This window comes from Halalkalibacter oceani, from assembly GCF_023715605.1.
Lineage (GTDB): Bacteria > Bacillota > Bacilli > Bacillales > Bacillaceae_D > Halalkalibacter > Halalkalibacter oceani.
In genome coordinates this window covers 372,553-397,175 of the sequence record NZ_JAMBOL010000001.1, presented here as the reverse complement: position 1 = coordinate 397,175, position 24,623 = coordinate 372,553, and the positions used below count along the sequence as shown (strand labels likewise).

Below are 24,623 nucleotides of genomic sequence, written 5' to 3'. Positions count from 1 at the left end.
AACGGAGCTTCCGCTTAAATCACTTTACCATTCTGTGCTCGGGAGTGCCTTCCTTTATCAGGGTAAATCCCTAGCTCACACCATCCTAGGTTCGCTTTCTTTACTTGCTGACAAGTACTTCTTTCCTTCTTCGCACGTTATTCATTTAGTAGCATCATAACTGAACTTCCACTGCTCTGTCAATATTTATGAAGGCGGGAAATCCATGCGCTCAAGCTGTTCAAGGAACCGCTTTGATTTTAATTTCAACCCTGAGTATTCATCGTAGTAGCTGGAAATAATCGTTTTCAGCTGTTGTTTCGTCTCCGGCTTCAAGGAAATTTGTCCAAGCCGATCTAGCTCAATATAAAAAAACAACCGCAACAGCCTCGCTACTTGACTCGTCAACCGGTAGGCATGCGGATCGCGATACAAGCAGCGCTCACATAAAAATCCAGCCTCTTTAACCGAAAAAGCAGCCGGCTCATCGGCGCGGCCACAGCTTGCACATTGGTCAAGCTCCGGGCGAATTCCAGCTACGGCAAGCATTTTCATTTCAAAAATATACAGCAGGACGTCGCGGTCCATCCCTTCATCGATATAATGAAGCGTCTTCGCTAAAAGGTCAAACAGCGCCGGATTCGGCTGCTTTTCGTCCGTCAGCTTGTCGGTCATTTCGACGATGTAGGCCGCGTAGGCCGCCAAAAACAGATCATGCCTGACTTCTTTAAAGGAATCGATGATCTCCGCTTGCTGGAGCGTCCCGAGTCCGGTGCTTTTCTGAAAGAGAAAGGTTCCATAAATAAAGAGCTGCGACACCGCCGTTAGCCGGCTTTTCGGCTTTTTCGCCCCTCGTGCCATGACACCTATCTTTCCGAATTCCCGTGTATATAGGGTGACAATTTTGTTTGATTCTCCATAATCGGTTGTCCGTATCACAATTCCTTCTACTTTTTGCATCATTGAGGTTCACCACACGGTCTGATTGTGAGGTGTCAATACCTTTTAATGGGTTGGAGCGTCAAATGCTTCACTTTCCTCCGTGTCCTCTTGTCCAAACTGATCGTCCGACTCACGTTCAAGCTCTTTCATTAACAAGTACGTATCCAGATTACCCGTCATTGAAAAGATTTTCCAGGAAAAATCGAGCATACAGTTTCCACCTTTCGTCATAAACGTCAACGCTCTATACTTGTATGATGACCTTGTTTACCTGTAATCATGTTAAGGAAATATTGCTAATTGACCGCTCTTGACAACGACACAATGACAAATTTTTCTTGCTTTCTTTCATCATAATCGTTTTCTTTTAAAAAAACAATGGCCCTTCGCCCAGGCAAAAACGCCACAGGGATCGGGCGCCCTGTTTCCGAATTGGGAGCGGCTTCGCTCGCTCTTAGACCAAAAAGCCACAGGGATCGGGCGCCCTGTTTCTGAATTGGGAGCGGCTCCGCGGCGCAAGCCTGAGATAAAAAGGTTGGTTTTCACCTTTTTTCAGGCTTGAAGCAGCGTGCGAAGTCTGCGCCGATGTTTTACAGCCTGTACCAAAGCGTCTTACTTTGGTACAGGCTTTGCGCAGAACGAAGCCGCTGCCATCTTTTTCACTTTCGAGTTGGCGCCGGCTTCGCTCGCTCTTCGGCAAAAACGCCACAGGGATAGGGCGCCCTGTTTCTGAATTGGGAGCGGCTTCGCAGCGCGCGGGAAGAAGAAAAACGCTTCTCCCCTTTAAAATCTGGCGCCGGCTTCGCTCGCTCTTCGACAAAAACGCCACAGGGATAGGGCGCCCTGTGGCGTTTTTGCCTAATATTCGTCTTCGCGGAAGCCGAAGTCGCGGAGGTGGGTTGGTTTGTTGCGCCAGTCTTTTTGGACTTTGACCCAGAGCTCGAGATAGACTTTGGAGCCGAGAAGGGTTTCGATGTCGGTGCGGGCCCGTTTGCCGACCTCTTTCAGCATCGCGCCCTGTTTGCCGATGATGATTCCTTTTTGTGAGGTGCGCTCGACGATGATCGTCGCCCCGATGTAGACGGTATCGTTGTTTTCCCGCCGCTTCATTTGCTCGACATTCACTGCAACGGAGTGAGGGATTTCCTCTCTCGTTAAATGAAGTACCTTTTCGCGGATTAATTCAGCGACGACGAAGCGTTCCGGGTGGTCTGTCACCTGATCGCTCGGATAATACTGCGGCCCTTCATCAAGGTATTCCGTGATCTGCTCCATTAAAGCCGGAACGTTATTCCCCTGCAAAGCCGAAATCGGGATCACCTCTTTGAAATCATGTTTCGTCCGATACGTTTCAATCACACCGAGCAAATCGTCGGGTGAAATTTTGTCGATTTTGTTAATGACGAGAAAAACAGGGGTGGAGGCCGACTTGAGTCGTTCTATAATAAACTCCTCACCAGGTCCGAACGCTTCTGCCGCATCCACGACATATAAAATCAGGTCGACTTCACCGAGCGTATTTTGCGCGACCTTCATCATGAAGTCGCCCAATTTGTGCTTCGGCTTGTGAATCCCCGGCGTATCAATAAAAACAATTTGCGCCTCGTTACTCGTATAGACACCTTGAATTTTGTTGCGCGTCGTCTGCGGTTTGTCAGACATAATCGCGATTTTTTGTCCGACTACATAATTTAGCAATGTCGATTTCCCTACATTCGGACGGCCAATAATTGAGACAAAGCCTGATTTAAATGTTGTTTGATTACTCATCCATATCCTCCGCTGTAAATGCTCCGGGGAGCAATTCTGCCACCGTCATCTCGACGATGTCGTCTTTTAAATTGGTTAACACTACTTTCGTATCAGGAGGGCACAGTTCCACCATTACCTGGCGACATGCCCCACAGGGCGGAACGGGACGGTTTGTATCGGCGACGACGGCGATTGCCTTCACATCGCGGTTTCCTTCTGAATATGCTTTAAACAATGCGGTACGCTCTGCACAATTGGTAAGGCCGAAGGAGGCGTTTTCGATATTCGCCCCATGATAAATCGTGCCATCTGCCATTAAAAGCGCAGCTCCTACCGGAAATTTTGAATAAGGTACGTACGCTTGCTCGCGGGCACTCTTGGCTTCCGCGATTAACTGTCGGTCGGTGGTCATTCTTTTTCATCCTTTCGCTTGGAGCGCACATGAATGACCATGTTCGCTTCATCTACTTTTGTTTCCATCTGATCAACAACCGATCCCGGATCAGGAGGGACGACAACCCCGCCTGAAATAATAAACTTTAGTCCTTGTTCAACAGACATATTGAGCACAATGACATCCTCCTTCGGCACAAGGACGAGCCAGCCGGAGGTCGGGTTTGGTGTTGTCGGCAGAAAAATATTAATGCAGTCCTTCGCCGTCAGCCGTTGAACCTCGCCTTTTGACTCTCCCGTCTGAAAGCCCACCGTATAAAGACCTTTACGGGGATATTCCACCAGCACCACATTTTTAAACGAGGTTCGTTCCTGGGCAAACGCATGAATCACCTGCTCAACGGAAGTATAAATCGAATTGGCAATCGGAATTTTACGAAATGTCCGGTCAATCGAGCCGAAAATCCCTTTTCCCCTTCCCTGCAGCCGCATCGCTCCAACCCAGGTCACTAAAAGAATGGTCAAGACAAAACCGATGCCGAGAAGCCGTTCAGAGAAAGGGGTGTAGACGCCAAGAAAGTAAATGCGTCCATCATGCGTTGTGATAATATTTAACGCCTTCAGCACTCCTGTAATGAAGGAACCGAGAAAAGCATCCACCAGTCCAAACAGGAGCTGTAAGACATATATTGTTGCAATAGCCGGCAATAAAAAGATAATACCAGCAATAATGTTTTTCTGAAACCTCTTCCACACGGGAGGTTGCTCCTTTCGCTCAGACTCTTTGACACTCACGACAGCCCGTCCTATTTCAGCAGTCGAAGGATTGGTGGAAGAAACAGGATGATACCAATCACGACGGCAAACAAACAATACATGAAGACAGCACCGGCGGCAATATCCTTTGCCCGCTTGGCTAACGGGTGAAACTCCTCAGTGCAAAGGTCGACGACCCGCTCCACTGCTGTATTCATCATTTCCAAGGCAAAGACTCCAGCTATCACCAAGAGTAGAAGAACCCAGTGCAAAAGCGGGAGCCTTAATAAACCTGCCAGCGCAAGAACAGCGGCTGCGATGATCAAGTGAAGCTGCATATTCTTCTCATGGGTGACCACATCACGGACTCCCTGTAACGCAAAAGCAAAGGCTGCCAGTAACCGCTTGACTCCTCTTCTGTTTCTATCGCGAAAGTCCATAGGCGCTCAAGATATCCTCTTGGCGAGAGAACATGTCTTTCTCTTCTTCTTCAGTGAGATGATCATAGCCGAGCAGATGAAGCATCCCATGCACTGTTAAAAAGCCAAGCTCCCGTTCAAAGGAATGACCGTACTCCTCGGCCTGGGAACGGATATGAGAAACCGAAATGATGATATCCCCCAATACATTCGGAAGACCTTCAGCGACGACCTCAAGCTCTTCTTCATCCTGATCATTTAAGGCAAAAGAGATGACATCTGTCGGCAGATCCTTGCCGCGATAGTCACGGTTGATCTCCTGAATACGCTCAAGGCTGACAAATGTAACCGACACCTCGGTCTCCCCTTCCAGCTTTTCAAGTTCAGCGGTTTTTTTCAGCAGCTCTCGCACGAGGCTTTGCTGGGCTTCCGTGATTGTCGACGTTTCATCATTCATATCAACAGTTAGCTTCATTTTTTGTCTCCCTTTCCTTTTGCATCCTCCGGATATTCAATCCGCTGATGGAAGGTCCCTTTTAACGTTTCGCAGATGGAAACAGCAATTTTATCCAGCTCTTTCAGCGTAAGATCCGATTCATCGAATTGCCCGTCCTCCAGACGACTTTGGATGATTTTCCGGACAAGTGACTCGATTTTATCAGGTGTCGGCTTTTGAATCGTCCTGACAGCCGCTTCGACGCTGTCAGCAATCCCGACAATCGCGGCTACTTTCGTTTGCGCTTTCGGCCCCGGATAGCGGAATTGCTCTTCAGGCAATGGATGATCAGAATCCTGATTCGCTTTATGGTAGAAATATTTCAATAATGTCGTTCCGTGATGCTGCTCGGCAATATCAATAATTTCTTTCGGCATTTTGTATTCCCGCAGCATATCAGCCCCATCATACGGATGGGCGATAATAATCGTTTTACTAAGCTGTGGTGATATTTTATCATGCGGATTCTCCATCTTCATCTGGTTTTCAATAAAGAAATGAGGCCGCTTTGTTTTTCCAAGATCGTGATAATAGGAGCCGACCCGGGCGAGTAAACCGTTTTCGCCTATCGTTTCACAGGCCGCTTCTGACAAATTGCCAACGACGACGCTATGATGATACGTTCCCGGTGTCTCGACTAAAATTTTTCGCAGCAGCGGATGATTCGGATTGGATAATTCAATCAGCTTAGTCGTCGACAGAATGCCGAAGCCTGCCTCAAAGAACGGCAGAAGTCCGATTGTCAGCACGGCTGACGTGAAGCCGGACAAAAAGGCAAAGCCGACATGCATGCCCAGCTCGAACCAGTTGCTCTGCACAGTTTTCAAAAAGAGCAAGGATGCTACAGCGATAATATTAATCGCTGAAACAAACAGCCCCGCCAGTAAAATCCGCGAAATCCGCGTGGAACGACTTAGAAAATACGCGCCGGCGAACGAGCTGAACAGCATATAAAAGCCATAGGTGAAATGAAACGTTCCGGCGCTGTTCGGATCACTGTAAAGCACGCTGCCGATGACGGCAAATATGATGCTTGAAAAGATCGCAAGCCGGGTGTGGATCAGCAGCGTAATCAGCATCGCTCCCAAGGAAACTGGAACAACATAGCCAATCCCCTGAACTTGAAAGATTTCTAAAATACTTGTGACTCTAATCAACGAAACGGTCAAAATAAAAATCAGCGTAAACATCAGCAGATGACTGTTATTTCGTTGAACGGACGTCTGCGATTCATTCACATAATAAGCAAGCATGCTGATAATAAGCACGACGAGCAGAGCAAGTCCAATGTATGGATAAATGTTAAAGGAATCGTCCAACAGACCGACGAGGCGAAGCTGTTCATAGAGATCATGATTAATAATCTCTCCTTCTTCGACGAGCAGCTGCCCTTCGCGGATGATGACCGGCTCAACGCTTTCTGCCGCTTCCTGGCGCAGTCGTTCAGTCGCTTCGGCGTCATAAATGTAGTTTGGAATAATCGCAAATTGGGCGATTTCAATCATCGCTTGCAATAAGCGATTACTGACGGTGGAAATTGCAATTTGATTGCTGACGTTACTCTTTGCTTCAGTGAGATCCCGAATCGTGATCCGCTCACTCATTATCTCATATACGGCATTGGAAGTCGCTTCCCTGGCAATCTGCAGCTGCGTAGGCGAGGCAGCAAGCAACGTCAGCAATGTTTCCTCGCTCAGATCATTGCTTGTCCCATCAGAAAGCTCCTGCTCGACAAGAGCGAGCTGTTCATTCAGCTTCTCTTCCTGCGAAAGCTCTCGTTCCGTCTCGGCCTCCGCTTCAGCTGTCTCATAGTCATTTTTCACTTGAATGACAAGCTCAAAAATATCATTGACTTTGACGACCTGGTTTTGCGCATATTCACGTTTCTGGTCATAGACAGGAGAGATGGCATCAATCGCTTCATTTTGCCGTCGTTCCGTTTCCACTTTATTTTCTACGGTAATAGGAGACCGAATATCCCGATCAGCGATTTGCGAAAGGCGCACATCGAGCGTGTCCGGAATCACGCTGCCCAGCATAAGCAGGTAAAGAAGAATCCCCATGATAAAAAAAAGGATTGTTCGAATATACTGATGATCGCGAAGCTGTTTCCACCATTTTTGCTGATCTATCGGTGCGCGTCTTCTCATGATAATTCACCCCGGTTCCCCTTTAGTATCCCTTTTACTTTTGAAGAAAAGAGGCTGCCTCCGCATCATCTCCGCAAACAGCGCAAATGACAACCAGTTTCGAGTCAGCCTCTTCCGTATAAAGCGCCTCCTCTAAAAAGACGTCTTCTCTTTCCATTTTTCCTCACTCGTCCTCGCTTTGATCGTAGGCCTGGATAATTTGCTGAACAAGCGTGTGGCGCACGACATCAGACTGCTGTAAATAAATAAAAGCAATATCCTTCACTCCAGCTAAAATGTCAATCGCGACCTTTAATCCGGACTTTTTGCCCTTTGGCAGATCAATCTGTGTCAAGTCGCCATTAATCACCATTTTCGAGCCGAAGCCGAGACGGGTAATGAACATCTTCATCTGTTCCTTCGTCGTATTTTGCGCCTCATCCAGAATAACAAACGCATCGTCAAGCGTCCGGCCGCGCATGTAGGCGAGCGGAGCGACTTCAATCGTTCCTCGCTCCATTAAGCGGGTCGTCTGCTCGACGCCAAGGACATCGTGTAAGGCATCGTAAAGGGGACGCAAATATGGATCGACCTTTTCTTTTAAATCGCCGGGTAAAAAGCCGAGGCTTTCACCTGCTTCGACCGCCGGCCGCGTCAGGACAATCCGCTTGACCCGCCCTTCTTTAAGGGCAGTGACCGCCATTACGACAGCCAAGTAGGTTTTTCCTGTACCAGCCGGTCCGATTCCAAAAACCATATCCTTCTTTTGAATAGCCGACACATAGTGACGCTGACCGAGCGTCTTGGCCATGATCGGCTTCCCTTTAACGTTGACGGCAACTTTTTCATTATAGAGCTCATTCAGCTCATCAAGACGATCCGTCTCAGCAAGCTGTACCGCGTAAACCACATCCCGTTCGGATACAGTTATGCCTTTTCTAATCAGTTCAATCAAAGCTGCAAGAATAGAATGAACAAGCGCGACCTTTTCTGCATCACCTGTCACAAGGACTTCCTCTCCCCTTGTCACAAGCGTAACAGCAAGTAATTCTTCGATCCGCTTTAAATGTCGATCATGCGGACCGAGAAGTGCCTGGGTTTCACTCGCATTCTTCACTTCTAGCTGAATGGTTTTCGTTTCTGACAATAGACTCAATCTCCTTGAATAATCGGCTTCTCCGATGTAATATCTTCGAGTACTTGGTAATGAATCTGTAAGTTAACTTTACCATTCCCCAAGGCTTCGTGCAAAACTTTTTCGCCAAGTATTTCCGCTTCCTCTGGTAAATGCTTCACTAAATCGACACGAGCCCGTTCCTTTGCTGCTTCGATCGCTTCCTCCTTTGTATACGAGCGGGCATACTGATCTGTTTCATAATAATCAACTCGTTTATACGTTAACGGAAGCGTCCATTTCCAGATCCGAATTGGAGTTTCCTGCTCAAAAGGCTGATACTGCTCCAACGTTTGCCGCGAAAAGCCCCAGATCGGCACACTAACATCGGAAAATGTTACATAATGCTTTGTCTGTCTTTCGCCGGTCAATGTCGTGAACACCGTCTCAAGAGGAATGGAAACCGTTGACTTGTACCAAATTTCCCCACGTACAACCGCCTGTGCCGGCACAACTTCCGCCCGGCCTTCTTTACCAATATATCCGGAGACGAGAATATCGCCTTTGCGCACAAAATCATTCGGCTTGACCATCGCCTGGCCGTGCTCAACGAAAATGTCATGAATGACCGCTTCCTTTGTCGCAATCAGATGCCGCGGACTGTGACGCTCCGCTTCCTCAGGCAGCTGCTGCTCGACGACCTCGAACTCAAAGGTCGTCCCTTTTTTCCGGACGCCGACCCACGTCGCGCCGGCCACCGCTTCTGTTACATCGCGCTGAATTAATTCGACGCTCGGAAGCGAGAAATGAAATGCGCCCCGCTTGATGCCCATTTCCGTCATTACTTGGCGCAGTTCATGCTCAACCTGTGGAGAAGCACCCTTAATTTCGATATGCCAGATCATATTGGATAAGACGAACATCACGATAAAGAAGCCGCACAGGCCAGCGACAAAGCCGGAACGTCCAAGCATCCGCTTGAAAAAGAACGGTCCGCCGCGCCTTTGAATAAATCTCGCCTTACAGCTTGTCAGACGCAGCAGCGGCCTTAACCGCCTGACATCCTTTACATACATGTAGAAAACAATCCGATTCTCGCTAATGCGGCGAATGTGCCAAATTGTAATCTTTTCCTCGATGCAACGATTAAGCAATCTCTCCGGATAAGCACCATCGACGCTGACACGCACATAGCCGTGCATCAGGTTGATCATAGTCGCATTCATTGTTAATTGTCTCCTCCTTTAACGCTCGGTATACGTCACTTATGTATTGGTATCATCTATATACAGAACCTGATCAATTCTTCCTTCCAGCAACAATTCTTCAGGCAAAATTGTCTTGATGACAAAGTGATCTCCTTTGATTAAGAGGTGACCATTTTTCAAGAGCAATCTAAGCTCCTGATTCGAGAAGCGCAAGACCCCACGGTGATTCTCGATGTAAATATGAAGCTGTCCGATCATCGTAATCCGTGGCAGGTCCATCATGACATCAGCGGGAAGCTGCAATTGCTTTGTCATCCATGTTGTCAGCTGCTGCCTAACCTTTTTCATTTTATCCTGCACCCCCTCTCCTTCATCTTTATGTGAAAGCGGCGTAGGATAGCACTCAAATCTCATAAAGTGACTTCTCTCAATCGCCGGTCCTCCGCGCCGTTTCCACGGTGAAGGTGAAGTGCTTGACCCCTTTGTTAGAGCACCGAATCATTTCAACAAAAAAAAGCAAGCCTTACCGGATGCAATCCAGTAAGACTTGCTTTGTTGAATTAGCGGGGACGCTGAAACGTTTGATGCGGCTTGCGCGCCCGCGGTTGGCCAAGCACTTCGGCCCAGACAACAGCTTTCATCGCCTCATTGTTGGACAAACGGTTTAACTGAAGATCGAGCTGCCCGTTTTGTGGCGTTTGCTCGCTGCTCCTGGCCGCCTCAGCTGCCCGCTGCTGCCGGCGACGCGCCTCCTCGTAGCGCTTCTTCAGCTGCCGCTGCTCCTCTTCTATCTCGGCGATCGGACTCTCAAACTGCACCTCAGCTGTCTGCCGGGGCTGTTCTTCCTCCAAGCCACTTGGACCGGCATAGGTCGACCTGCGCGGACGTTCCGGCTTCGCTTCCTCCTGCTGGAAAATCTCACGCCAGTCGATTTTCCCCTGGCCCTGCTGCGGACGGCCGGACCGTTGCTGCTGCGGTCGTGATTTCTGCCGCTGCTGCTCATTCTGGTTGCCGCCTAAACGGCCGAGGAAGCTGATTATCCCGCCGATGATGATTAAGACGAGGAAGATATTTTCGAAGATTAGACTAAGCAAATTTTCCATTATGCGTTCTCCTCCTTATCATCTTGGGGAGACATCTCTTATTGATTTCTGTCTGCATGAGAATCGTTGCCATCTGTTGCTTTGCTGATCGAATCTCGCATGTCGGTATCAGCCATCACGTTTTGATAATTCATATAGTCCATGACGCCCATGTTGCCTTTACGCAATGCTTCTGAAAGCGCCATTGGTACTTCGGCTTCCGCTTCGACAACTTTCGCGCGCATTTCCTCGACCTTCGCTTTCATTTCCTGTTCCTTCGCTACGGCCATCGCGCGACGCTCTTCCGCTTTCGCCTGAGCGATCTTCTTGTCGGCTTCCGCCTGATCGGTTTGCAACTCTGCCCCGATGTTTTTACCGATATCAATGTCGGCAATATCAATCGAGAGAATTTCAAATGCCGTTCCGGCATCGAGCCCTTTTGCAAGGACGGTCTGCGAAATCATATCCGGATTTTCAAGCACCTTCTTATGGTTATCGGCCGAACCGATTGTCGAAACAATCCCTTCCCCGACGCGGGCGATAACCGTATCTTCACCGGCACCCCCGACAAGGCGGTCAATATTGGCTCGCACCGTAATCCGTGCTTTCGCCTTTACTTCAATCCCATCCATCGCCACACCGGCAATGAACGGTGTTTCAATAACCTTTGGGTTAACGCTCATTTGTACCGCTTCAAGCACATCACGCCCGGCAAGATCAATCGCTGCCGCACGCTCGAAGCTCAGATCAATATTCGCACGCTGGGCGGCGATCAGCGCATTAACGACGCGGTCGACGTTCCCTCCGGCAAGATAGTGCCCTTCAAGCTTTGACGTACTAAGATCAAGACCCGCTTTGACCGCTTTGATTAACGGATTAACAACGCGGGCTGGAATAACACGACGTAAGCGCATTCCAACAAGCTCGAAAATTCCGATGCGAACTCCTGCAGCTAATGCGGAAATCCACAGCATGACCGGTACAAATGTAAACAGCACCGCTAACAAAATGATAATGACTGCCAGCCCGATTAAAATCGTAATATCCAATGGCATCTTTCACATTCCTCCTCTTTTATTCATTCCTTTACTTCACGTACCACAATTCGAGATCCGGCGGTATAGACGATCTCTACTTGCTTTCCCTGTCCAATATAGCTTCCCTCGGTAACGACGTCAAGCCGTTCCTTGCCAAAAATCGCAGAACCCGATGGTCGAAGAGGAGTCAGCGTTTCCCCTTTGGCGCCGATCAGCTCTGATCTTGTCACATTGCTAATATAGCCTTTTTCGGTGCTGGTCGAATCGGTGTGGATCACCCTTTTCATCGGCCCTCTTTGTCCGAAATAGCGGAAAATAAAGAGAGCGGCAATCGCCGTTACAACAAAAGCAATCGCAAGAGAAATCAACATGAGCGTCGTCGAAAACGATGCCAGCAGCATCCCGCCGATTAGCGCTCCGACCCCGAGCAAACCGAAAATTCCAAACCCGGGAACAAAAATCTCAACCAAAATCAGGATAAAGCCAACGATAAACAGAATCAGTGCTTCAAGTCCGGCAAAACCGGCAAACATATGACCGAAGAAAAATAGCAGCAACGCTGAAATGCCCATAATGCCCGGAATCCCGAACCCGGGTGAATACAATTCGAGTACCAGGCCGAGACTGCCGACTGACAACAGGATCGGGATAACGATTGGGTGGGTAACAAAGCGCGCCAACTGTTCGGCAAACGTGATCTCCATCTCGCGTTCAACCGCATCTTCTAAGCCAAGATGGGCCAACAGTTCTTCGCGGCTCGTCACAATCGCTTCCGCATAGTCGATCTCCAACGCCTGATCGGCGGTCAAGGTTAACAGCTCTCCGGCGGGGGCGCCAAGTTCAGGCAGATCAATCCGCTCATCGGCCATCGCCGCTGCATAGACCGGATCGCGCCCGTTTAATTCAGCTGCTCCGCGCATTTCCGCAAGCCAGTATGACTGCGTTTTCTCTTCGGCTGCATTTCCCGCACCGTCAATAACCTTCGCTGATCCCATCGTTGCCCTCGGCGTCATAATGATTTGATCCGTATTCAGCGCGATGTAAGCTCCCGCTGAAATCGCCTTGCTTCTAACAAATGTAATGACAGGAATGTCCGTCTCCTGGATGAGCGTGGCGATATCTCCCGCTGCATCGACGGCTCCCCCCGGGGTATCCATTTCAAGCACCAAATGTGTCGCGCCCTCGGCAATCGCCGTCTCAAACGACCTCTTCATAAAAGCTTCCAGCCCGCGCTCAACGGTTTGTTCCACCGGGATATAATAAACGAGTGGTCCGTCTCCCTGCTCTTCATTGCTATGTACAGCTGATGCCGGAACAAGGAAGCAGCAGACAACGACAAACAGCAACAGGGACACAGCCAGCCACTGACGCCTTTCCCCCATACCTTCCCTCCTCTCTTTTTTTCTTACCTTCTTGTTACGAATAACCGGCATGGATGGTTTCACTTCTTTCAAAACTATTTTATCCTCTAGCTTTTTCTTTATCAAATCGCCTTACACAAAAAACGCTTCATCCCCCGTTTTGTAAGAGATGAAGCGTTTGTGTCATATGTTATGATAAGTGTTGTTGCACGAGACGATTCACAAGACCACCATCAGCTTTTCCTTTAACCTTCGGCATGATTGCTCCCATGACCTTACCCATATCTGCTTTGGTGGTAGCTCCGACTTCCTTAATCGTTGCTTGAACGATCTGCGAAACCTCTTCATCAGAAAGCTGCTCTGGCATATAGTCTTCAAGCACAGTAATTTCATCACGTAGCTTGGAAGCTAAATCTTCACGGTTTGCTTGTTCAAACTCATGGAGGGAATCCTTGCGTTGTTTCAGTTCGCGATTAAGCACCGTAAGGCTATCATCGTCTGTCAACTCACGTCCGAGCTTAATTTGCTCGTTTTGCAACGACGACTTTACCATACGGATGACCGAGAGTTTTTGCTTTTCCTTGTTCTTCATCGCAGTCTTCATATCCTGATTTAAACGTTCAAGAAGATTCAATGGAAACACCCTCTCACCAATTAGAACTTACGTTTTCTTGCTGCTTCAGATTTCTTCTTGCGTTTCACACTCGGCTTTTCGTAGTGCTTGCGCTTTTTAACCTCAGCCAACGTTCCTTCTTTAGAGAGTGATCTCTTGAAGCGACGAAGTGCAGCATCAATCGATTCGTTTTTGCGAACACGAGTTTCTGCCATTATATTTCCCTCCCTCCGAAACAACCAACTCAAGACATACACCTCTTCATGCACGTCTTATAGCATTATAATATAGAGAGATATGCTGGTCAACTTAAAATCAGGAAATAAGCGAAAAAAAAGGCGATTTCATCATCTTTATCTCCCTTTTATTCGTGAGTAAAATAATATCTTTTTTCGCGCCGCTCCTTCCATTCGCTGCTTCATAGATTTTTTTCCTTTTTTGTCATGCTTGTCAGCGATTGTCCATAGAGTGAAGAGAGAGGTGAGTGGCGTCATGAAAGAGTTATTTTCCTTGCTTGCTGTTTTTATTGCTTTATTTTTATTTGGGATGACTGTGATGCGCGCCGGATTGCTGCACCTGGGAAAAAGCAGGTTTCAATCCCTGCTTGAACGGATGACGCGCACAGCCTGGATGGGGCTCTTAATCGGGGCTTTCGCGACAGCGGTTCTGCAAAGCAGCTCGGCGATTATGGTGATGACGGTCGGCCTTGTCGCTGCCGGCTTGCTCAGCTTCCGAAACTCAATCGGCATCATCCTCGGAGCGAATATCGGCACGACGATGACAACCGAGCTGCTGGCACTTGACCTTACCCTCTTCATTGGGCCGCTCCTGCTTTTAGGCTTGCTTTTTTTGCTGTTGCCTCATTCTAACGCTTACTCATTTGGCTGCTTGTTTTTTGGCCTTGCCTGTATTTTTATTTCCATGAACGGACTGGAGCAGCTCGCCTATCCGCTGGCAACGATCCCGTTTGTCCATGCGTTTTTTGACTTAACGAATGAGTACGAGCTGTTAGGTATCGGCATCGGCACTGTGCTGACGGCGCTGATTCAATCAAGCACGGCGACTACCGCTATCGCGATGGGGTTCATGAATGATCATTTGCTGGAACTGTCGGCCGGCATTGCCATTATGCTCGGCGCAAACATCGGCACATGTATCACCGCCTATCTCGCCAGTATCGGTTCTGGTAAAAACGCAAAGCAGGTCGCCTATGCTAACATCTGGTTAAATGTACTTGGTGTGCTCCTGTTTCTTCCTTTAATCGGCTGGCTCGGTGAACTTGCCAGCAGCCTTACTTCAACACCGATGATGCAGCTGGCGCATGCGAGTTTAATCTTTAATGTCGTTTGTTCTCTCGTTATGCTATTTTTCGTCACACCATTTACCCGCTTTATCGAGTGGCTGCATGCTGATCTCCGTTAGCGAGACAGTCAAACCAGACAATCATAAGGAGGTGACATCTTGGGCATTCCAAAACCTCTCGTCCAATTGAACCAGCTTTTTATCGTGATCACCGTTACCGCCGGTCTGATTTTTTCACACTGGATCTTGCTGCTTCCTTTTCTGAATGGCGTCATTACTCTGCTGAGAAAGCGCAATCCACTAATTGAAGTCACAAGACCTTTTCTGAGAAAGCCTCTATTTTCCTATATTCAGGAGGACCGTCAGCAGCAGCTCTTCAACCAGTGGATCGCGACGATCTGCCTCGGGCTGGCGTTAATCAGTTCTCTTTTAAACGCTGGTCTACTCACTCTATTTTTTGGCATTGCCGTCGCGGCAGCTGCACTCCTTGCTCTTTTCGGCTTCTGCATCGGCTGCACGATCCGGTATCGCTACCTTATGTGGAAGAATCAGTAACATGCCAATCTGAATCAGTATGGGCCGTTTCAGCGGGGCCGGGTCAAAGGTTGTTGCCTTTTGCCCGGCCCCTCAGCTGGACAAGCGTTACTATCTTTTAAAGCCCGTTATGAGGAAAGCGATTGCTGCTATATGCCGCCAAGTTTTGTCCGATCGTCACGGAATCGGGCCAGATGCTTGCTGTCATCCTTCCTTAGAGGTAAACTATACTTTGTTTTAATAGAGTAAGAGCTTGGAGGAAGAGAAATGGACATCAAGCAAAATATTATACAGGTTACTAATTTACGAAAAGAGTTTAAATCGTATTCGAGCCGCTCCGGGCTGACTGGCGCCTTTCGCGATTTATTAACGCGGAATTATAAGGTGATGGCTGCCGTCGATGATATTTCCTTAACGATTAAGCAGGGGGAAATGGTCGGCTATATCGGCGAAAACGGGGCAGGTAAATCAACGACGATCAAAATGCTGACAGGCATCCTGACGCCGACATCAGGCACCGTGCTCGTGAATGGGATGAATCCGCACAAAGAGCGTGAACAATTCGTCAGGACAATCGGTGTTGTCTTCGGCCAGCGCTCTCAGCTCTGGTGGGATATTGCCGTGCAGGAGTCTTTCAGGCTGTTAAAGAAGGTGTACCGTGTCTCTGATGAAGATTACAACTCGCATATGAGCCATGTGATTGAAACCTTGGACATCGGGCCGTTGCTGGACAAGCCGGTCCGCAAGCTTTCTCTCGGCCAGCGCATGCGCTGTGAATTAGCCGCCGCCCTGATCCATAACCCGCCGCTCCTCTTTTTGGATGAGCCGACAATCGGGCTTGATGTGCTCGTCAAGCTGAAAATCCGGGAATTTTTAAAGGAAATCAATGAAACGTACAATACGACGATTTTATTGACTACGCACGATCTCAGTGACATCGAAGCGCTGTGTGAACGGGTTGTGCTCCTCGATGAAGGAAAAATCGTCTATGACGGGCGACTTGATCAGCTTCAGGCCGGGGCGGTCGAAGGGAAGCAGGTCGAGTTCGAGTTTATTGAACCCGTCGCGGCTGCCAATCTGCCCCAGCTTCCGCAAGTCTACTGGGAACAGAAAGACGCAACGACGTGGCTCGCTCAGTTGAATGGCGATGAGCGCGCTGTATCAAAGCTGATCAGCACCGTTATTGAGGCTAATCCGATCAGCAATGTCCGCATGAACAAAGTGTCAACAGAGGAAATGATCCGCAAGATTTATGAAGAAGGAATGGCGATCTCATGAATTCCTATATTGAAATGATTCGGATCCGCTTTTTGATGATGCTCGCCTACCGGACAAATTATTATAGCGGCATTTTAATCTACAGCATTAATATCGCCGCCTATTACTTTTTATGGACAGCGATTTATGGCGGCAAGGAAGACATTGAAGGACTGAGCGTGCTGCAGATGACGACCTATATCGCCGTAGCCTGGATGGCGCGCGCCTTCTATTTCAATAATATCGACCGCGAGATTGCGATGGAGATTAAAGAAGGGAAAGTCGCGATTGAAATGATCCGGCCCTACAACTATTTAGGGATGAAAACGATGCAGGCGCTCGGCGAAGGCATCTTTCGTCTGTTATTCTTTTCCGTGCCCGGAATGGTGATCGTCGCTTTGCTGTTTCCGGTCAGCTTTTCCGCCAGCGCGACGACATGGCTCTTCTTTTTCGTTTCTCTGCTGTTCAGCTTTATTGTCAACACACAAATCAATTTGCTGACGGGGATTTTAACGTTTTTCTTATTTAATAATTCGGGCTTGATTCGCGCGAAACGAGTCGTGATTGATTTATTTTCCGGCCTGCTTCTCCCGATTTCTTTTTATCCGCTGTGGGCCCAGTCGGTCATGATGTATTTGCCATTTCAGGCGATCAGCTATATTCCAAGCATGATTTTCACTGAAGGATTCAGCGGCAATGAAATGTATACCGCCCTCATGCTGCAAGCGTTTTGGGCAGTGGTTTTGCTGATCCCGCTTCAGCTTTTATGGATGTTGGCGAAAAAACAGCTGATCGTGCAAGGAGGTTAGCTGATGTTCTATTTATCGATTTTCTTTCAATATGCCTCACAATATTTAAAAACGCGGCTCACGTACCGCGTCGATACGGTTGTTGAAATTTTTTCGGACTTATTGTTTCAAGCGGTTAACTTTGTCTTTATTTTAGTCGTCTTCGGCCATACTACTTTGTTAAGTGGCTGGAACCGGGAGGAAATCATCTTTATTTATGGCTTTTTTCTCGTCCCGTACGCCTTCTTTAGCGCGTTTTTCAACATTTGGGATTTCAATGAGCGCTACATTGTCAAAGGCGAATTCGACCGGGTGCTGACAAGACCGATTTACAGCCTGTTTCAAATTATTTTGGAAAGGATGGAGCTTGAATCGTTATTCGGCGTGATTACCGGGATTGTGATCATGCTCTACGCCGGATCAACTCTCGGTTTGTCCTTTGCCTGGTATGACGCGCTCGTCTTTATTGCAATGGTCGGCGGTGGCACGCTAATTTACGCTGGTATTTTTATCTCAATTGCCAGCATCAGCTTCTGGTCGGACAGCCGCACTGATATTATGCCGATGATGTATAACATCGGCAACTACGGCCGCTACCCGGTCGACATTTACCACCGTGTCATCCGCTTCGTTCTCACTTGGATTTTGCCGTTCGCCTTCGTCGGCGTCTACCCGGCCGCTTATTTCCTCGAGCGGGAAGAATGGTATGGGTACGCCTTTCTGACACCGGTGATGGGTGTGATCTTTTTAACGCTCTCCGTCCTGCTCTGGAACGCCGGAGTGAAAAAGTACCGCGGAGCCGGGAATTGATGAGAAGTGGCGCCATTGCCAATCCTGCGGACATTTTGACACTTTCCCGAAGCGGAACCTAGTATTTAAATGTCCATCCTATAAATAAAGACGGTTTTTTTGAAGAGCATTGTTCCTACTTGAGGATCGTGCTCTTTTACTATTGTCTTGATCTGTGAAGAAAAAGGTTAAGAAACGCTGCTATATCAACGATGACAAGAATCTTGTCTCTGAAAAAATCAGGATGTGAAAGAGCTTATCTAGTCATTTCCTTCACTCTCAAATATTCTAATCTCAGAAAGGAGACAAATGATGAATTTATCACGAAAAATCAAAAAGCTAAGAGCAGACCACCATTTAACTCAAGAGCAATTAGCTGAAAAATTACAAGTGTCAAGATCAACGATATCAAGTTGGGAAACTGGGAGGAGCTACCCGGACTTAGAAATGGTCATTGTCCTTTGCGACTGCTTTCATGTTTCTTTAGATTTTTTACTAAGAGAGGATGAGAAAATGGTGCGAAAATTAAACTTCGGCCTTAAACAAAAAAAGATGTTAGTAAGTGTAGTAGTTATTTTAGCAGTATTGTTAATCAATACATTAGTAAGCACTACATCATTTCAAGCTAATGTAAACAGTCTGGAACTAAGTAATGTTAATCTGATCAGGGATATTAGTTACAATGGAGAAAATCCAGACAGAGATTGGAATACAACCATTCATGCAGATATAAAATCTAAAAATGTGTTCTTTAAACCTGTAGCGGATGATTTATTAGTTTTCAATGATAATGGAAAGTTAACTGTGCAAACAAATTGGTCATTCAGCATTTTCAACATTTTTGATACACAGCGAACGGTTCAGGCGATCCAGTCTGTTTTCATTAATCAACATGTAGCAAATGATGCTATAACGCTGAAATGGCACGGAGACAAATCGGATAAATTGATTCCGTTCCATATATCTGATATTAATAGCTAAATTGAATTATATTTCAGGAGTGGCGGATTACCCTTTTTTCATTTGTTCAGATAGTGATGTAGGTAAAATACTTTAGATCCACCCTCTAAGCAATGAACGTAGCCGCCGCGATCTTTTAAAGCCGGTTGTGAGAAACCCACTCACAACCGGCTTGTGGCGTGTGAAGCCATTGCCGACTTGTCAAAGCTCGTTTTGACTCAAGCTCTTCTTGTTTAAACCATCCCCTTTCTGCCTCCCTTCCTTCATCACTTCACTCCTATACATGTAAAGATTTTATTAAGAATGTTCCGGCGCCCTTGCGGAAAATAAAACGTTTTGTTAGATTCTCGATATCGGGTTTCGATATCACTAGTTACTGGAAGGAGGATGGTGCTTTGGAGGAAAAAGTGTTGCGCAAACTGTTTTTAGGTTTCATTCACATTCACATCCTCCATCATGCGAAGGAGCATCCGGTTTTCGGCCTGTGGATGCTGGAAGAATTGAAGGAGCACGGCTACCAGATCAGCGCCGGAACATTATACCCGATTCTGCACTCGATGGAGGAGGATGGACTTCTGGAGAAGGAAGAACAGAAAGTCGATGGAAAAATTCGCAAATACTACTCGATAACCGCTAAAGGGGAATTGGTGTTAAACGAAGCGAGAGCGAAAGCATATGAACTCTTTAAAGAAATAAACGAGTAAAAGGAAGGTGATCAGTATGCCTGACAACCGGACATCAACGTTCAAGTCCTTGCTGGAAATTTTGCTTGTTTCCACAAGGCTCGGTTTCACTTCATTTGGCGGTCCAATCGCCCATTTAGGCTATTTTCATGAAGAATATATTCGACGAAGGAAATGGATCGATGAGAAAAGCTACGCCGATTTAGTCGCGCTCTGTCAATTTCTTCCCGGTCCGGCGAGCAGCCAGGTTGGCATCGGGATCGGCGTGATGCGCGCGGGCGTATTGGGAGGAATTATCTCATTTATCGGCTTTACCCTCCCTTCGGTGGTGGCTCTTATCCTTTTTGCATTAGCTTTGCACCAGTTTGGATTAGGGAACAACGGCTGGATCCACGGTCTGAAAATTGTTGCTGTCGTCGTCGTTGCCCATGCTATTTTAGGAATGGCCAAAAATTTAACACCTGATGTCCAAAGAAGAACGCTCGCTCTCCTCGCGCTCGTTGTTACGCTGTTATGGCAAACGGCCTTTACCCAGGTCGGCGTCATTCTGGCGGCCGGGTTTGCCGGGTTCCTGCTCTATCGCCGGCAAACGATCGAACCTTCGGAGAGTGAAGGGACATTCCTGATTTCGCAACGGTTTGCCGCGGGCTGTTTAACATTGTTTTTCGCTTTACTCGTTGCTCTGCCTATTTTGCGGGAAGTATCCAGCCTGCAGGCGGTAGCGTTGTTTGACAGTTTTTATCGCGCCGGCTCACTTGTCTTTGGCGGAGGTCATGTCGTGTTACCTTTGCTTGAGCGGGAATTTCTGCCGACTGGCTGGCTTACGGAAGAGCAGTTTCTGGCTGGATACGGTGCCGCCCAGGCCGTTCCTGGTCCATTGTTCACGTTTGCCGCTTATATCGGCGCGGTAATCAATGGCTGGCAGGGAGGACTGCTCGCCACAGTCGCCATTTTCTTACCGGCATTTTTGCTTATTTTCGGGACTTTGCCGTTTTGGCAGTTATTGCGGCAAAACGCCACGATCAAAGGAGTGTTAATGGCGGTCAATGCGGCGGTTGTCGGGATTCTCTTTTCCGCTCTCTATCATCCAATCTGGACGAGTTCAATTCTCTCAGCAATTGATTTTGCCCTTGCGGCGATTTTGTTCGGCATGCTTGTCTTTTGGAAGCTGCCGCCATGGGTCATTGTCCTTACAGGAGCAGCAGGCGGATTTTTACTGGCGTAAGGCGTTAGACAAAAGTTTTTTTCATCTCTTATCTGTCCCGTAAAGCTGCCGCCTTTATTATCTCAAACTCAGCTTCTGTTCCGCCCTCAAGAAAAAAGGTGGTATAAGGATTTGTCCCGATCCAGAGCTTCGACCCCGCTCCCGGGATGGGGGGGCACGCTTTCCGCAGGAGGGCGTTGAACGAACCTGAAAGGGTTGGATGCAGGCGATGCTTGCTTTTGCTGAAAAAATGAGCCAACTGACCCTGGAGAAACACACATCCTCCAGTGTCAGTCACCAACCCAAAAGAGACAAAATAACGTAAAAGCGCCTTTGAGAGTCATCTCTCAAAGGCGTTTTGTCTACAGTCTGAGGTGGCGAGTGCCACCTTTTTTCTTGTACGGGGGTGCGGAATCCTGACAATCGGTTGACGATTTTCTGAACATGAGGGTCTTTCTCCTTCTTCCTCCCTTGGCAGGAAGAACCCGCCACTGCTCACGTTAACATCGACTCGCAGACTCACCCGCCTTTTCCCGCACTCTTGTAAACGATTAGCGGCTTTTGACAAGGAGCTGAATCGCCTGTTCAACGACATCCTCTGTCTCTTCGCCTTTTTCCACTTGTTCCAGCAGACAGTGTTGCATATTTTTGGCAACGATATAGGCCATCGCCTTGTCCATCGCTGATTTCGCTGCCGACATTTGCGTAATAACGGATTTGCAATCCTGTCCTTCTTCCATTAATCGCAAAACGCCTCTCACTTGTCCTTCTATCCGTTTCAAACGATTTTTCATCTCCGGCGTATATTCCATTGAGTCTCCCTCTCTTTCACGAAATATCGCGCTTCCTTAATCGGCACGTTAAGGTCAGGCTTGTCCTATGCCTTTCATACAGGCTCGGCTTTTCATTCATAATACTCACGTAAGCATATAATAAATCCCCAAAAACTGTCAATCGTCTTAATAGCCTGATTCGCCTTTTTCACCGTTAACAATCGCGACTCCCGCGCTCGCCCCGATTCTCGTCGCACCGGCTTCGATCATCGCCCGCGCTCCTTCTAAATCACGAACCCCGCCAGAGGCCTTTACCCCAATGTCAGGACCGACCGTTTCTCTCATCAGTCTGATATCTTCCACCGTCGCCCCACCGGTCGAGAAACCGGTAGATGTCTTGACAAAATCAGCACCGGCCCGCACCGCTATTTGACATGCTCTCTTTTTCTCTTCGTCCGTCAGCAGGCATGATTCAATAATGACTTTTGTTAAAGCTTTCCCTTTAGCGGCTTCGACAACCGTCCGAATATCGCGTTCAACGAATTCGTCGTTCTTCGCTTTCAACGCGGCGATATTAATGACCATATCGACTTCGCCTGCTCCGTTTTCAATCGCATTGACGGTTTCAAAATGCTTAACCTCCGCTGTCGAGGCGCCAAGAGGAAAATCGATTACCGTGCATACTTTTACATTTTCTTCATCCTTTAATAGCTCCGCAGCCAGCTTTACCCATGTCGGATTGACGCAGACAGAAGCAAATTGGTACGCTTTCGCCTCTTCACACAATGTGATGATCTGCTCTTTTGTTGTGTCTGCCTTCAAGGCTGTATGATCAATAAATGAAGCAATAGATTGAGTCATCGTTCTCATCCTCTTTTCTTTAAAAGTTGTCCGTACATCTTTTTTAATCCTAGCATAAAAGCGAAAGAGAAACGAGACTAACTTTTCGCCCTGCTATAAGAGCTTACCAACTCCCTTGAAATGGCTACATGGGTGGCTGGAATTTTATAAATTTTTATCCTTCGAAAAAAAGCGCACACTATCATAGCGATAGTGTGCGCCTTTTGCTCGATCCTTATTTCAATACATTGAGCGACTCGCGGTTAAAGGCAGGCAAATCGTCCGGCGTCCGGCTCGTGACGAGGTTTCCTCCACAAACGACAACTTCCTTGTCATGCAAGTTTGCCCCTGCATTTTCGAGGTCTACATGAATTGATTTATATCCAGTCACGTCTCTGCCTTTCAGCACTTTGGCTGTAATTAAAAGCTGAGGTCCATGACAAATAGCCATAATCGGCTTCTTGCTTTCGGCAAATTGCTTTGTGAACGTTACAAAGCGATCATCGGCGCGAAGCATGTCCGGAGAAAAGCCTCCCGGAATAAAGAGAGCATCGAAGTCAGCCGGTTTGACATCGTCAATGCCTTTATCAATCGTTACGGATGCTTCTTTGTTCTTCCCTGTGACGGTAGTCCCGCTTTCTTTTTCAATCGTCACAATTTCATGACCTGCTTCCTTAAATGCTTTGACAGGCTCCGTATACTCAGAATCCTCAAATAAGTCTGTTACGACAACAGCTATTTTCTTACTCACGTATATCACTCTCCTGTTTCAGTCTACTCTTACGATACCCCGTCCACGCAAAATAAAACATATGAATCGGTACAGAAAATGTCGAGTCATTCTTGAAAATAAACAAAGGATATGGCGTCGATTTTCCTTGCGCCATATCCCCTTCAGGTGGTTCGTAAAGAATCATTTTTACGGAGCCCGCACCCGCTTTTGCTGTTGTTTATTGGCCCCGTCAGCTGATGTCAATTTCAACTTTCGACTACTGAAAATCGAAAAGCCGCACATCGTGCTGACAAGAAAAATACCACCTGTATAAAAGGCAGCCGTCAGCCCTAACGTATGCCCTAACAAGCCGAACGCGGCGGGACTGATGACCTGTGAAAAGCGGTTCATCAGAAGCCTCAATCCCATGACTTTCCCCCTGTCTGCATCTTTCGTATGATTGACCATAATCATCATGCTGACAGGCATATTAATCCCGACAGCAGCTCCCATAACAAGCACCAAAAGAATGATGCTTCCGATATGAAAGCTGACCAATGGGGTAATCGCTACACATACAGCGGCAATCATTCCCGCCGTAATCAAGATGCGTTCAAGCTGCGCATGCTTCATCACCCATCCGAGCAAAAGCATCGCCAGGATACCGGATAAACCTTTTTCCGCGATAATGATTGAAATCATCCATGTACCATAACCTAGCTCATGCAAGTAAAGCGGCATAAAACTCATATAGATTGCTTGAATGTACATAATTAAAAATGTGCCGATCAGGCCAAATTGAACAGCGCGGTTTTTCGTCAGGTGAACACCGCTTACATAACTGTTGGCGACACCTTGTACCTTGAGGAGCTCACGCGGCTGAACGGCGGCTTTGGCAGGATCAGGATGAGGATAATAACGTGAAAGAACGATGGAACCAAACAACCAGATCGCGGCCACCGCCGTTGAAAAAAGAAAGGACATCCGATACCCGATTAAATCCGTAGCAAAAAGCGAGACGATTAAGCCTCCGAGCAGCGGACCAATCATTCCACCAGCTGACATCCCCATTGAGTATTTTTTAATATTGCCGTCGCGTTCGCGTTTATCACCTTCTGATACCATCACTTGAAAGGAAGAAGTCGTGATCACCATGCTTGCTCCTAATAATAGCTGCGAAAGAGCCAATGTCCACAGCCCTGTGGCGATAAACGTCGTAAACAAGGAAAGCACGAGTAAAAAACAACCGAATATCAGCATTTTCATCGGTCCAATTGAATCGATTAATTGACCAGAGGGAAGCGCAATAAAGATCGGCAGCAACGCCCGCAGTGTGACCATAAAACCAATTGCCGCCGTCGATGCGCCGATTTCCTGAGCGTACAACGTAAAGAAAGGCTGAACCATTCCATTAATCGCAAAAAACAGTAATCCGGCATAAATGGCATATTTTCTAAAAAAGTGGCTCGGCAGCATGGCATGGCCTCGATCGATGATCGT

The 24,623-nt window shown here is 47.6% G+C and carries 29 protein-coding genes; 8 read left to right on the top strand and 21 right to left on the bottom strand.

What is annotated here, in order from left to right; genetic code table 11:
* Positions 1–186: 186 nt before the first annotated feature.
* The 17 genes from recO to rpsU all read right to left on the bottom strand — a co-directional run bounded on the left by recO (position 187) and on the right by rpsU (position 13,496).
* Positions 187–942: a DNA repair protein RecO gene (gene recO, locus M3202_RS01980; RefSeq protein ID WP_251221687.1), complete on the bottom strand. Its 756-nt coding sequence runs from the start codon at positions 940–942 to the stop codon at positions 187–189.
* Between the two features lie 42 nt (positions 943–984).
* A complete protein-coding gene (locus tag M3202_RS01975; RefSeq protein ID WP_251194211.1) occupies positions 985–1,131 on the bottom strand; it encodes a YqzL family protein in 147 nt (48 codons plus the stop codon).
* A gap of 648 nt (positions 1,132–1,779) precedes the next feature.
* On the bottom strand, positions 1,780–2,691 hold the full coding sequence (gene era, locus M3202_RS01970) for a GTPase Era (RefSeq protein ID WP_251221686.1): 912 nt from the start codon (positions 2,689–2,691) through the stop codon (positions 1,780–1,782).
* Positions 2,684–3,085: a cytidine deaminase gene (locus M3202_RS01965; protein WP_251221685.1), complete on the bottom strand. Its 402-nt coding sequence runs from the start codon at positions 3,083–3,085 to the stop codon at positions 2,684–2,686. The genes era and M3202_RS01965 overlap by 8 nt, the downstream gene beginning before the upstream one ends.
* Positions 3,082–3,822, bottom strand: coding sequence for a DUF502 domain-containing protein (locus tag M3202_RS01960; RefSeq protein ID WP_251221684.1), 741 nt, complete (start codon positions 3,820–3,822; stop codon positions 3,082–3,084). Before M3202_RS01960 ends, M3202_RS01965 begins: the two co-directional genes overlap by 4 nt.
* A 50-nt stretch (positions 3,823–3,872) precedes the next feature.
* Positions 3,873–4,262 (bottom strand): diacylglycerol kinase, encoded by a 390-nt coding sequence (locus tag M3202_RS01955; RefSeq protein ID WP_251221683.1) that lies wholly within the window; start codon positions 4,260–4,262, stop codon positions 3,873–3,875.
* Positions 4,246–4,716, bottom strand: coding sequence for an rRNA maturation RNase YbeY (gene ybeY, locus M3202_RS01950; RefSeq protein ID WP_251221682.1), 471 nt, complete (start codon positions 4,714–4,716; stop codon positions 4,246–4,248). The genes M3202_RS01955 and ybeY overlap by 17 nt, the downstream gene beginning before the upstream one ends.
* Complete coding sequence (locus M3202_RS01945; protein WP_251221681.1) at positions 4,713–6,887, bottom strand: HD family phosphohydrolase; 2,175 nt, start codon at positions 6,885–6,887, stop codon at positions 4,713–4,715. Before M3202_RS01945 ends, ybeY begins: the two co-directional genes overlap by 4 nt.
* A gap of 34 nt (positions 6,888–6,921) precedes the next feature.
* Entirely contained in the window at positions 6,922–7,044 is a 123-nt protein-coding gene (locus tag M3202_RS22270; RefSeq protein ID WP_285890064.1) for a hypothetical protein, read from the bottom strand.
* Positions 7,045–7,050: 6 nt separating this feature from the next.
* Positions 7,051–8,013: a PhoH family protein gene (locus M3202_RS01940; RefSeq protein ID WP_251221680.1), complete on the bottom strand. Its 963-nt coding sequence runs from the start codon at positions 8,011–8,013 to the stop codon at positions 7,051–7,053.
* Positions 8,014–8,018: 5 nt separating this feature from the next.
* The gene (gene yqfD, locus M3202_RS01935) at positions 8,019–9,206 is read right to left on the bottom strand and encodes a sporulation protein YqfD (RefSeq protein WP_251221679.1); all 1,188 of its coding nucleotides are present in this window, start codon (positions 9,204–9,206) and stop codon (positions 8,019–8,021) included.
* A 39-nt stretch (positions 9,207–9,245) separates the two neighbouring features.
* Positions 9,246–9,536, bottom strand: coding sequence for a sporulation protein YqfC (yqfC, locus tag M3202_RS01930; RefSeq protein WP_251221678.1), 291 nt, complete (start codon positions 9,534–9,536; stop codon positions 9,246–9,248).
* Positions 9,537–9,748: 212 nt separating this feature from the next.
* Positions 9,749–10,291 carry a YqfB family membrane protein gene (locus M3202_RS01925; RefSeq protein WP_251221677.1) on the bottom strand — a complete coding sequence of 181 codons (543 nt, stop codon included), beginning with the start codon at positions 10,289–10,291 and terminating at the stop codon, positions 9,749–9,751.
* 38 nt (positions 10,292–10,329) lie between these two features.
* On the bottom strand, positions 10,330–11,325 hold the full coding sequence (floA, locus tag M3202_RS01920) for a flotillin-like protein FloA (protein WP_251221676.1): 996 nt from the start codon (positions 11,323–11,325) through the stop codon (positions 10,330–10,332).
* Positions 11,326–11,348: 23 nt separating this feature from the next.
* A complete protein-coding gene (locus M3202_RS01915; RefSeq protein ID WP_251221675.1) occupies positions 11,349–12,689 on the bottom strand; it encodes an NfeD family protein in 1,341 nt (446 codons plus the stop codon).
* 169 nt (positions 12,690–12,858) lie between these two features.
* Positions 12,859–13,302 (bottom strand): GatB/YqeY domain-containing protein, encoded by a 444-nt coding sequence (locus tag M3202_RS01910; protein WP_251194224.1) that lies wholly within the window; start codon positions 13,300–13,302, stop codon positions 12,859–12,861.
* 20 nt (positions 13,303–13,322) lie between these two features.
* Positions 13,323–13,496, bottom strand: coding sequence for a 30S ribosomal protein S21 (rpsU, locus tag M3202_RS01905; RefSeq protein ID WP_003323311.1), 174 nt, complete (start codon positions 13,494–13,496; stop codon positions 13,323–13,325).
* Between the two features lie 277 nt (positions 13,497–13,773).
* Between rpsU and M3202_RS01900 the strand changes: the two genes are divergently transcribed.
* From M3202_RS01900 to M3202_RS01865, 8 genes are all read left to right on the top strand, one after another.
* A complete protein-coding gene (locus M3202_RS01900; RefSeq protein WP_251221674.1) occupies positions 13,774–14,703 on the top strand; it encodes a Na/Pi symporter in 930 nt (309 codons plus the stop codon).
* A 39-nt stretch (positions 14,704–14,742) separates the two neighbouring features.
* Positions 14,743–15,138 carry a DUF4395 family protein gene (locus M3202_RS01895; RefSeq protein ID WP_251221673.1) on the top strand — a complete coding sequence of 132 codons (396 nt, stop codon included), beginning with the start codon at positions 14,743–14,745 and terminating at the stop codon, positions 15,136–15,138.
* A gap of 246 nt (positions 15,139–15,384) precedes the next feature.
* The gene (locus M3202_RS01890) at positions 15,385–16,395 is read left to right on the top strand and encodes an ABC transporter ATP-binding protein (protein WP_251221672.1); all 1,011 of its coding nucleotides are present in this window, start codon (positions 15,385–15,387) and stop codon (positions 16,393–16,395) included.
* Positions 16,392–17,183: an ABC transporter permease gene (locus M3202_RS01885; RefSeq protein ID WP_251221671.1), complete on the top strand. Its 792-nt coding sequence runs from the start codon at positions 16,392–16,394 to the stop codon at positions 17,181–17,183. Before M3202_RS01890 ends, M3202_RS01885 begins: the two co-directional genes overlap by 4 nt.
* A gap of 3 nt (positions 17,184–17,186) precedes the next feature.
* The gene (locus tag M3202_RS01880) at positions 17,187–17,972 is read left to right on the top strand and encodes an ABC transporter permease (RefSeq protein WP_251221670.1); all 786 of its coding nucleotides are present in this window, start codon (positions 17,187–17,189) and stop codon (positions 17,970–17,972) included.
* Positions 17,973–18,263: 291 nt separating this feature from the next.
* Positions 18,264–18,932, top strand: coding sequence for a helix-turn-helix transcriptional regulator (locus M3202_RS01875; protein WP_251221669.1), 669 nt, complete (start codon positions 18,264–18,266; stop codon positions 18,930–18,932).
* A 374-nt stretch (positions 18,933–19,306) separates the two neighbouring features.
* Positions 19,307–19,615 carry a PadR family transcriptional regulator gene (locus M3202_RS01870; protein WP_251221668.1) on the top strand — a complete coding sequence of 103 codons (309 nt, stop codon included), beginning with the start codon at positions 19,307–19,309 and terminating at the stop codon, positions 19,613–19,615.
* Between the two features lie 16 nt (positions 19,616–19,631).
* The gene (locus M3202_RS01865) at positions 19,632–20,819 is read left to right on the top strand and encodes a chromate transporter (protein WP_251221667.1); all 1,188 of its coding nucleotides are present in this window, start codon (positions 19,632–19,634) and stop codon (positions 20,817–20,819) included.
* 530 nt (positions 20,820–21,349) lie between these two features.
* Here M3202_RS01865 and M3202_RS01860 read toward each other — a convergent pair.
* From M3202_RS01860 to M3202_RS01845, 4 genes are all read right to left on the bottom strand, one after another.
* Positions 21,350–21,610, bottom strand: a complete 261-nt coding sequence (locus tag M3202_RS01860; protein WP_251221666.1) for a metal-sensitive transcriptional regulator — start codon at positions 21,608–21,610, stop codon at positions 21,350–21,352.
* A 147-nt stretch (positions 21,611–21,757) separates the two neighbouring features.
* Positions 21,758–22,432, bottom strand: coding sequence for a deoxyribose-phosphate aldolase (gene deoC / locus M3202_RS01855; RefSeq protein WP_251221665.1), 675 nt, complete (start codon positions 22,430–22,432; stop codon positions 21,758–21,760).
* A 214-nt stretch (positions 22,433–22,646) separates the two neighbouring features.
* Entirely contained in the window at positions 22,647–23,162 is a 516-nt protein-coding gene (locus M3202_RS01850; protein WP_251221664.1) for a type 1 glutamine amidotransferase domain-containing protein, read from the bottom strand.
* Positions 23,163–23,330: 168 nt separating this feature from the next.
* Entirely contained in the window at positions 23,331–24,599 is a 1,269-nt protein-coding gene (locus tag M3202_RS01845; RefSeq protein ID WP_251221663.1) for an MFS transporter, read from the bottom strand.
* Between the last annotated feature and the right edge of the window lie 24 nt (positions 24,600–24,623).

Bases quoted from the DNA above. Each gene is read 5' to 3' on its own strand.
- M3202_RS01955 (WP_251221683.1), bottom strand. From the start codon at position 4,262: ATGGACTTTCGCGATAGAAACAGAAGAGGAGTCAAGCGGTTACTGGCA.
- M3202_RS01890 (WP_251221672.1), top strand. From the start codon at position 15,385: ATGGACATCAAGCAAAATATTATACAGGTTACTAATTTACGAAAAGAG.
- yqfD (WP_251221679.1), bottom strand. From the start codon at position 9,206: ATGAATGCGACTATGATCAACCTGATGCACGGCTATGTGCGTGTCAGC.
- M3202_RS01945 (WP_251221681.1), bottom strand. From the start codon at position 6,887: ATGAGAAGACGCGCACCGATAGATCAGCAAAAATGGTGGAAACAGCTT.
- floA (WP_251221676.1), bottom strand. From the start codon at position 11,325: ATGCCATTGGATATTACGATTTTAATCGGGCTGGCAGTCATTATCATT.
- M3202_RS01880 (WP_251221670.1), top strand. From the start codon at position 17,187: ATGTTCTATTTATCGATTTTCTTTCAATATGCCTCACAATATTTAAAA.
- M3202_RS01860 (WP_251221666.1), bottom strand. From the start codon at position 21,610: ATGGAATATACGCCGGAGATGAAAAATCGTTTGAAACGGATAGAAGGA.
- M3202_RS01900 (WP_251221674.1), top strand. From the start codon at position 13,774: ATGAAAGAGTTATTTTCCTTGCTTGCTGTTTTTATTGCTTTATTTTTA.
- recO (WP_251221687.1), bottom strand. From the start codon at position 942: ATGATGCAAAAAGTAGAAGGAATTGTGATACGGACAACCGATTATGGA.
- M3202_RS01845 (WP_251221663.1), bottom strand. From the start codon at position 24,599: ATGCTGCCGAGCCACTTTTTTAGAAAATATGCCATTTATGCCGGATTA.
- deoC (WP_251221665.1), bottom strand. From the start codon at position 22,432: ATGACTCAATCTATTGCTTCATTTATTGATCATACAGCCTTGAAGGCA.
- yqfC (WP_251221678.1), bottom strand. From the start codon at position 9,536: ATGAAAAAGGTTAGGCAGCAGCTGACAACATGGATGACAAAGCAATTG.
- M3202_RS01885 (WP_251221671.1), top strand. From the start codon at position 16,392: ATGAATTCCTATATTGAAATGATTCGGATCCGCTTTTTGATGATGCTC.
- ybeY (WP_251221682.1), bottom strand. From the start codon at position 4,716: ATGAAGCTAACTGTTGATATGAATGATGAAACGTCGACAATCACGGAA.
- M3202_RS22270 (WP_285890064.1), bottom strand. From the start codon at position 7,044: ATGGAAAGAGAAGACGTCTTTTTAGAGGAGGCGCTTTATACGGAAGAG.
- M3202_RS01875 (WP_251221669.1), top strand. From the start codon at position 18,264: ATGAATTTATCACGAAAAATCAAAAAGCTAAGAGCAGACCACCATTTA.
- M3202_RS01965 (WP_251221685.1), bottom strand. From the start codon at position 3,085: ATGACCACCGACCGACAGTTAATCGCGGAAGCCAAGAGTGCCCGCGAG.
- M3202_RS01915 (WP_251221675.1), bottom strand. From the start codon at position 12,689: ATGGGGGAAAGGCGTCAGTGGCTGGCTGTGTCCCTGTTGCTGTTTGTC.
- M3202_RS01865 (WP_251221667.1), top strand. From the start codon at position 19,632: ATGCCTGACAACCGGACATCAACGTTCAAGTCCTTGCTGGAAATTTTG.
- rpsU (WP_003323311.1), bottom strand. From the start codon at position 13,496: ATGGCAGAAACTCGTGTTCGCAAAAACGAATCGATTGATGCTGCACTT.
- M3202_RS01925 (WP_251221677.1), bottom strand. From the start codon at position 10,291: ATGGAAAATTTGCTTAGTCTAATCTTCGAAAATATCTTCCTCGTCTTA.
- era (WP_251221686.1), bottom strand. From the start codon at position 2,691: ATGAGTAATCAAACAACATTTAAATCAGGCTTTGTCTCAATTATTGGC.
- M3202_RS01975 (WP_251194211.1), bottom strand. From the start codon at position 1,131: ATGCTCGATTTTTCCTGGAAAATCTTTTCAATGACGGGTAATCTGGAT.